The following is a 6,107-nucleotide window of genomic DNA, read 5'->3' on the forward strand; positions in this document are numbered from 1 at the left end:
AGTCGTTGGACTTTTTGATATAAATTTACTAGTTTACACTTCAACAGACTCAAACTTTTTTGCTCCACCTAAAGTCTTGAGAAAAGTCTCCGCATTTCCATAATCACTTGGAGAATAAAGTTTAGCATGATGCTTAGTAACTAAAAAAAGAAAAACTAACAATATGATTATAGGAAATATAATTATAAACCAAATTAAAGGAACACGTTCTGCTGCTCCTTTTAAATTTGAAATACTTGTTGACAATACTAAACAAGCAAATCCATAAATTAGTGATACAAATAATCCTATTATTCCCAAAGGATTTTTTTGTCAACCCTTTTGCGTGCTCAATAAAATTTGTCATTTAATCAGTTTATTTTGGTTAGTGCGTTTTATGAATTTACTTTCCACGAATGTAAAAAATTTACAAGTACTTTATAGTCAAATTAATAAAAATATTTAGGTTTTTATTTTAAAATTTCTTCAAGTATTTTTAGAAAATGGTTCCTAAAACGGTTAGATAATACCATAAATTTTCAAACTTCAAAATTAAATGATATTAAAGTTTTTCATATAATTGTATCATACAAATTCAAGCTTGTTTTTTACCAAATGGGAAATTTCTGAAGAATTTTGAATATCTTTGAACTATGAGCACACTTACAAAATCAAATCACATAGGGCGAAAAATTAGCCGTATTCGTGAACTTCGAGATATGAAACAGGAAGCATTGGCACAAGCTTTGGGTATGAGTCAGCAAACGATATCTGCTTTGGAAAACAGTGAAACTATCGATGATGATAAACTTGTTGCTGTAGCAAAAGCTTTAGGAGTAAGTGTTGAAGCGCTAAAAAATTTCTCAGACGAAGCAGCAATTAGTTATTTTAATAATTTTTACGATAATAGTCAGGGATCTGTTGGAAATCATAATCATCATTGTACATTTAATCCATTGGATAAGTTAGTTGATGCTTACGAAGAAAATAAAAAACTATACGAACGTTTAATTCAGGCGGAAAAAGACAAAGTTGAATATTTAGAAAGACTTTTAAAGAAATAGATCTAAATTTAGAATATAAAAAGAGAGACTTAATAAGTCTCTCTTTTGTTTTTAATATTTCTGGAAATCTAATTTCTTTTTATTTTACCAAGGACTTATTCCTGATTCATCTTCTATATCATTACTAAAGAATTTTCCGGTAGGTCCGTTTTCATCTGTAAGTGTATGTTTGATGATAAACGCAGCTGCACTTTCTACTGACCCAGGTCCGCTATGATGGTTAAAATCTGTAGCCGTATAAACCGGATCTATCACATTAACTTTAAACGGTAAATCTTTTAACTCATAAGCCAAAACTATTGTGTACGCATTCAAAGCTGCCTTTGACGTAACATAACTTGTTGCTTTAAAATTATAATATTTCCAATTAGGATCACTATGCAAAGCCAAAGATCCAAGTCCCGAAGTAATATTACTAATTCTGGCACTTTCAGATTTCTTCAGCAATTCTAAAAACGCTTGCGTAACGCTAATAACTCCAAAGAAGTTTGTGTCAAATACATTTTGAATATCATTAATTGAGGTATCAAAAGCACTTTGAGGTAATGCTCCACTAATTCCGGCATTGTTTATTAAAATATCTAATTTACCTTGTTCACTTTCTACAATATTTGCCGCAGCTAAAATTGTATCAGGTTTTGTAACATCAATTTGAATTGCCTTGATATTTTGAAATCCATTTTCGTTTAATTCTTTTACTGCCGCTTCACCTTTTTCAAGATCACGGGTTCCTAAATAAACAAACAATCCTTTTGTAGAAAATTCTTTTACCAGTTCTAAACCAATACTTCTATTTGCTCCTGTAATTAATACTGTTTTCATCTTTTATTCTTTTAAATTAATAAAGCAAAGGTCAGCTGTTTAAAAACGATATGATTTGCCATTTGGCAAAAAGTGATTTATCGGATATTTTTCCGAATACGGCTTAATGATGATTGTGTAATACCCAAATACGATGCAACATAAGAAAGCGGAACCCGATTGACAACATTTGGATATATTTCGAGAAACATCAAATATCGTGTCGTAGCATCTTCTGAAACCAAAGGGCTTCTTCGTTCTACTTTTTGCCTTAATGCTTTTGAGATAATTTTATGCACAATTGCTTCCCACGGAATAATGGTGTCTAAAAGTTTTTTCCAGTCTTTTCTGGAAAAAATAAGTAATTTACAATCTGTAGTAGCTTGCACATAAGCTGTTGATGGAATTTCATTATCAAAACTTTCCAGATCTACCACAAGATTATTTTCTTCGATGAAATATTTTGTAATTTCTTCTCCTTTATTATTATAATAACAAACACGAACAATACCATCTAAAACAAATCCAACCTGATTAGAAACTTTTCCAGCTTCAGAAAAATATTCCTCTTTCTTAAACTCTAATTGAGTTGATTTCGATAAAATTAAATCAATTTGTTGCTGATTTAAATTTCCGAATTGTAAAATATAATCTATAAACTCTTTCATAGTTGCAAGTTAGTCAAAGTTATTTTGGCTGAATTTGTCATTTGGCAAAAAAGTAAAACAATAATTTTTAAAACAATTACAAAAACATTTTACTATTTTTCAAAATAATTTTTCTGTTTTATTCAAAAACGCTTCTGTAACTTCTTCAATATTAATATTCATTCTTTCAGCCAAAATTGTAAGCCACCAGATAGATTCACCTATTTTATGCTTAAGTTCTTCTTCTGTATTTTCTTTTGTCCACCTTCCCTGTTGTGACATTACATGACGCCCTACTAAGCCGGCATCTGTTAAAAAAGCCAACGCATCTTCTTCAACAGTCCATTCACTTCCATGATGCATGAGTTCCAGTTCATGATAACGTTTTCTAATTTCTAAAGAACGTTCTTTTAACTGTTCGAAATTTATTGCCATAATTTAGTTTTTATTGAAGGATTCTTTGAATGCTATTGGACTTAGGTTTGTTTTTTTCTTGAATAATTTATTAAAAGATTGCGGATGTTCAAATCCTAATTTATATCCAATTTCTGAAACTGAAAACGTTCCATTTGCGATATATTCTTTTGCTTTTTCAATTAATTTATCGTGAATAAATTGTTGCGTGTTCTGACCACAAAGAGTACGCAATAAATCGCTCAGATATCGTGGGGAAAGATTCAATTGATTTGCTAAAAACTGAACGGTTAATACGCCATTTAATAATGTTTTTTCAGACTCAAAATAATCATTTATTTCAGCTTCTAATTTAGCGAAAACATCGTGATTAACTGCTTTACGGGTAATAAATTGCCGGTTATAAAAGCGATTGCTGTAATTTAGCAAAAGTTCAATTTGAGATATAATTACATCCTGACTAAAGTTGTCTATCCGCTCGTTCAGTTCATTTGGAATAGATGCAAAAACGCCCAAAATAGTTTCCTTTTCTTTCTCTGATAAATACAAAGCTTCAGCAGCCGAATAATTAAAGAATCCGTACTTTTTAATATTACTATTTAAAGAATATGGACGAATAAAATCTGGATGAATATGCAATGACATTCCACTATAATCAGCCTCTTCATCCTGCATTTTTAAAATTTGTCCAGGCGAAACAAATGACATTCCTCCTTCTTCAAAATCATAAAAACCATGACCGTATCTAAGTTTTCCTTTAAAATGAGTTTTGAAAGATATTTTATAAAAATCTAAAATAATTCCTTGTTCGAAATCTTTCGGATCAAAAATAGCTTCTCCATAATTCATAATACTTATAAGAGGATGCATTGGCCTAGATTGCGCCATAGCAGAATGAAGTTCAGATATTGTGTTGAATATTTTAGGCTGATTTTTCATGATATTATTTTAATTAACTATCAGATTTGGTAAACTTCTATTTACAAATTTACAAAATGTTTGATAGGTGCGATATTCCAACTAACTGTACTTTGATCTATTAGATCATGTACAACAGAATCACTTAACTCGCTCATCAATTTATGCATGGCAGATGTACCATCTTCAGCAGTTTCCCATTCCAGCAAATCATAAACCATGTCTTTTTTTAACTCAAAAATACTTCTGGAAATAAATCCTCTTTGTCTCTTCAAAAACTCATCAATTTCTTGATTAGCTTCAATAAATTGTTGTAGGGTACAATTATTTAATTTAAAAGTAGTCAGTTCTACCGCATGATTTTTCATAATGATCGAAATTAAAAAGTAAACATCGTTTTAATATTCTGAACTTGTGTCTCAATTCCTAACATCCTTTCGTTATACAATTGATTAGCATCAATACCTGCAACATATCGCAATTGATCTTTATTATCTGTAGCCGCTTGATAAACAATTTCAGCGATATCTTCTACTTTAGAATAATTACTAATTTTCTCTGCACTGTAACCTTTACTAACTTCAGCCGTTAATTTCTCATAAGCATCATGTTGCCCTAATTCCATAGATCTAACGGCAAAATCAGTTTGCATTCCTCCGGGAGCAATAATTTTCACTTTTATTCCAAATTGAGCTAATTCGTATGCCATACTTTCCGAGAATCCATCAACAGCAAATTTTGTAGCACTGTAAATCGAACAAGTCGGAAATCCTATCAATCCAAAAGTAGAAGTAATGTTTATAAAAATACCACTATTTTTTTCACGAAAGTGAGAGGTAAAAGCTTTTGAAATTCTAATCACACTAAGTAAATTAGTTGTAATCTGACGTTCAATTTGTTCGTCGCTTAAAGATTCCAATACACCAATTAATCCGTAACCAGCATTATTCATTACAACATCTACCGAATATAAATTAGTAACTTCTTCAACAGTTGAAATAATTTGTTCCGAATTCGTTACATCCAAAGGAAGTATAATGACATTTTTAAGTTTCTTTAATTCGGATTCTTTTTCAGGATTACGCATAGTTGCAATTACGCGCCACCCTTTATTTTGAAATAATTTTGCAGTTGATTTTCCTAAACCCGATGAAGCCCCTGTAATAAAAATTGTCTTTTGCATTTTTTTATATTTAAAATTATAATACAAAAGTCTAAAGATAGCAGTCACAGAATGTAGCCATTTTGAAGTTTCTATTAGCCAAAATGACACGAGCGTTAGAATACTTATTTAAAATAGCATTCATCACTCTGAACAAATGCTGAAACTCATTAATTTTAGAAAGATATAAACGAAGTTGTTTCATATGAAATTTAGAAAAATAATGGATATTGTAATAAAAGCTGCTCATCTGTATAAGACAAAGGATAAGCAATAGTTTCTTCACAGGTTTGAAAATTCTCAAATGAAGGTCGTTGCTCAAAAAAACTACTTAATGATGTCACAAATTGATTATCTGTATAAATCCACCTCGTAACTTCTAATCCATTTTCAAGGCAGATCTACGAACAGTTCCAGATTTAATAAAATAATTTTAGTACATATTTTACCTTCTCGAATAATAAATTCATCTTTTTTAAACTTCTCTTCAACGAAATAATACTTTATAGCATTCTCGGTATCCAAGTCTAGTTCCTGAAAACTTTTTATTACATTAATTAATTCTGTCATAATTCAAATAATTTGAAAAACAAATTTATCAATATAATCTAAGAAAAAATAAAAATTGAATTTTGAATAATACAAAGGATTATAAGAACTATAAATAAAAGACACAAGATAGGTTACAAATTTTACCTAATGGAGATTCCGTAAAACAGCTATTAGCCAGAAGCAGGTATCTACTGTATAAATCTCGCGAAAAATGGACTCACAGCCAAAAAGAAAGGGCTCAAATGAAATTTGAATTATATCCGGATATAAAAACAGCATATCACCTAAATCAACAACTTCGAGCAATTTACAATAATAACAATTACAAACATATGGCTATGACCAAACTGGCTCATTGGTATAGAAACGTAGAGGAATCAGGGTTTAAAAACTTTAATATTTTGCTCAATACCATAACTTTTAATTACCAGTCAATCTTAAACTATTTAATAATAGAAGTACTAATGCTTCGGCAGAATCTTTCAATGCAAAAATAAAAGCATTTAGATCAAAATTCAGAGGAGTTAGGAATGTAGAATATTTCCTTTTTAGGCTAACTAATATTTATGC

General features: G+C 30.1%; 8 protein-coding genes and 1 pseudogene. 2 read left to right on the forward strand and 7 right to left on the reverse strand.

Annotation, left to right across the window (positions count from 1 at the left end; all coding sequences use genetic code 11):
• Nucleotides 1-33: 33 nt before the first annotated feature.
• A complete protein-coding gene (locus ACHZDT_RS13995) occupies nt 34-300 on the reverse strand; it encodes a hypothetical protein (protein WP_394775243.1) in 267 nt (88 codons plus the stop codon).
• A 332-nt stretch (nt 301-632) separates the two neighbouring features.
• On the opposite strand from ACHZDT_RS13995, the gene ACHZDT_RS14000 reads away from it, so the two are divergent.
• Nucleotides 633-1,043, forward strand: coding sequence for a helix-turn-helix domain-containing protein (locus ACHZDT_RS14000; protein WP_394775244.1), 411 nt, complete (start codon nt 633-635; stop codon nt 1,041-1,043).
• A gap of 84 nt (nt 1,044-1,127) precedes the next feature.
• Here ACHZDT_RS14000 and ACHZDT_RS14005 read toward each other — a convergent pair whose 3' ends face one another.
• The 6 genes from ACHZDT_RS14005 to ACHZDT_RS14030 form a co-directional block, all read right to left on the reverse strand.
• Nucleotides 1,128-1,865 carry an SDR family NAD(P)-dependent oxidoreductase gene (locus ACHZDT_RS14005; protein ID WP_394775245.1) on the reverse strand — a complete coding sequence of 246 codons (738 nt, stop codon included), beginning with the start codon at nt 1,863-1,865 and terminating at the stop codon, nt 1,128-1,130.
• Nucleotides 1,866-1,942: 77 nt separating this feature from the next.
• Entirely contained in the window at nt 1,943-2,512 is a 570-nt protein-coding gene (locus ACHZDT_RS14010; RefSeq protein ID WP_394775246.1) for a Crp/Fnr family transcriptional regulator, read from the reverse strand.
• Nucleotides 2,513-2,611: 99 nt separating this feature from the next.
• Nucleotides 2,612-2,926, reverse strand: a complete 315-nt coding sequence (locus tag ACHZDT_RS14015) for a MazG-like protein (RefSeq protein WP_394775247.1) — start codon at nt 2,924-2,926, stop codon at nt 2,612-2,614.
• A gap of 3 nt (nt 2,927-2,929) precedes the next feature.
• Nucleotides 2,930-3,844, reverse strand: coding sequence for a helix-turn-helix domain-containing protein (locus ACHZDT_RS14020; RefSeq protein ID WP_394775248.1), 915 nt, complete (start codon nt 3,842-3,844; stop codon nt 2,930-2,932).
• A 41-nt stretch (nt 3,845-3,885) separates the two neighbouring features.
• Nucleotides 3,886-4,191, reverse strand: coding sequence for a hypothetical protein (locus tag ACHZDT_RS14025; RefSeq protein ID WP_394775249.1), 306 nt, complete (start codon nt 4,189-4,191; stop codon nt 3,886-3,888).
• A gap of 11 nt (nt 4,192-4,202) precedes the next feature.
• Nucleotides 4,203-5,006 (reverse strand): SDR family oxidoreductase, encoded by an 804-nt coding sequence (locus ACHZDT_RS14030; RefSeq protein ID WP_394775250.1) that lies wholly within the window; start codon nt 5,004-5,006, stop codon nt 4,203-4,205.
• Between the two features lie 668 nt (nt 5,007-5,674).
• On the opposite strand from ACHZDT_RS14030, the pseudogene ACHZDT_RS14035 reads away from it, so the two are divergent.
• A pseudogene (locus tag ACHZDT_RS14035) lies at nt 5,675-6,107 on the forward strand (transposase); the annotation flags it as partial.

Source organism: Flavobacterium sp. (assembly GCF_043722275.1).
Lineage (GTDB): Bacteria > Bacteroidota > Bacteroidia > Flavobacteriales > Flavobacteriaceae > Flavobacterium.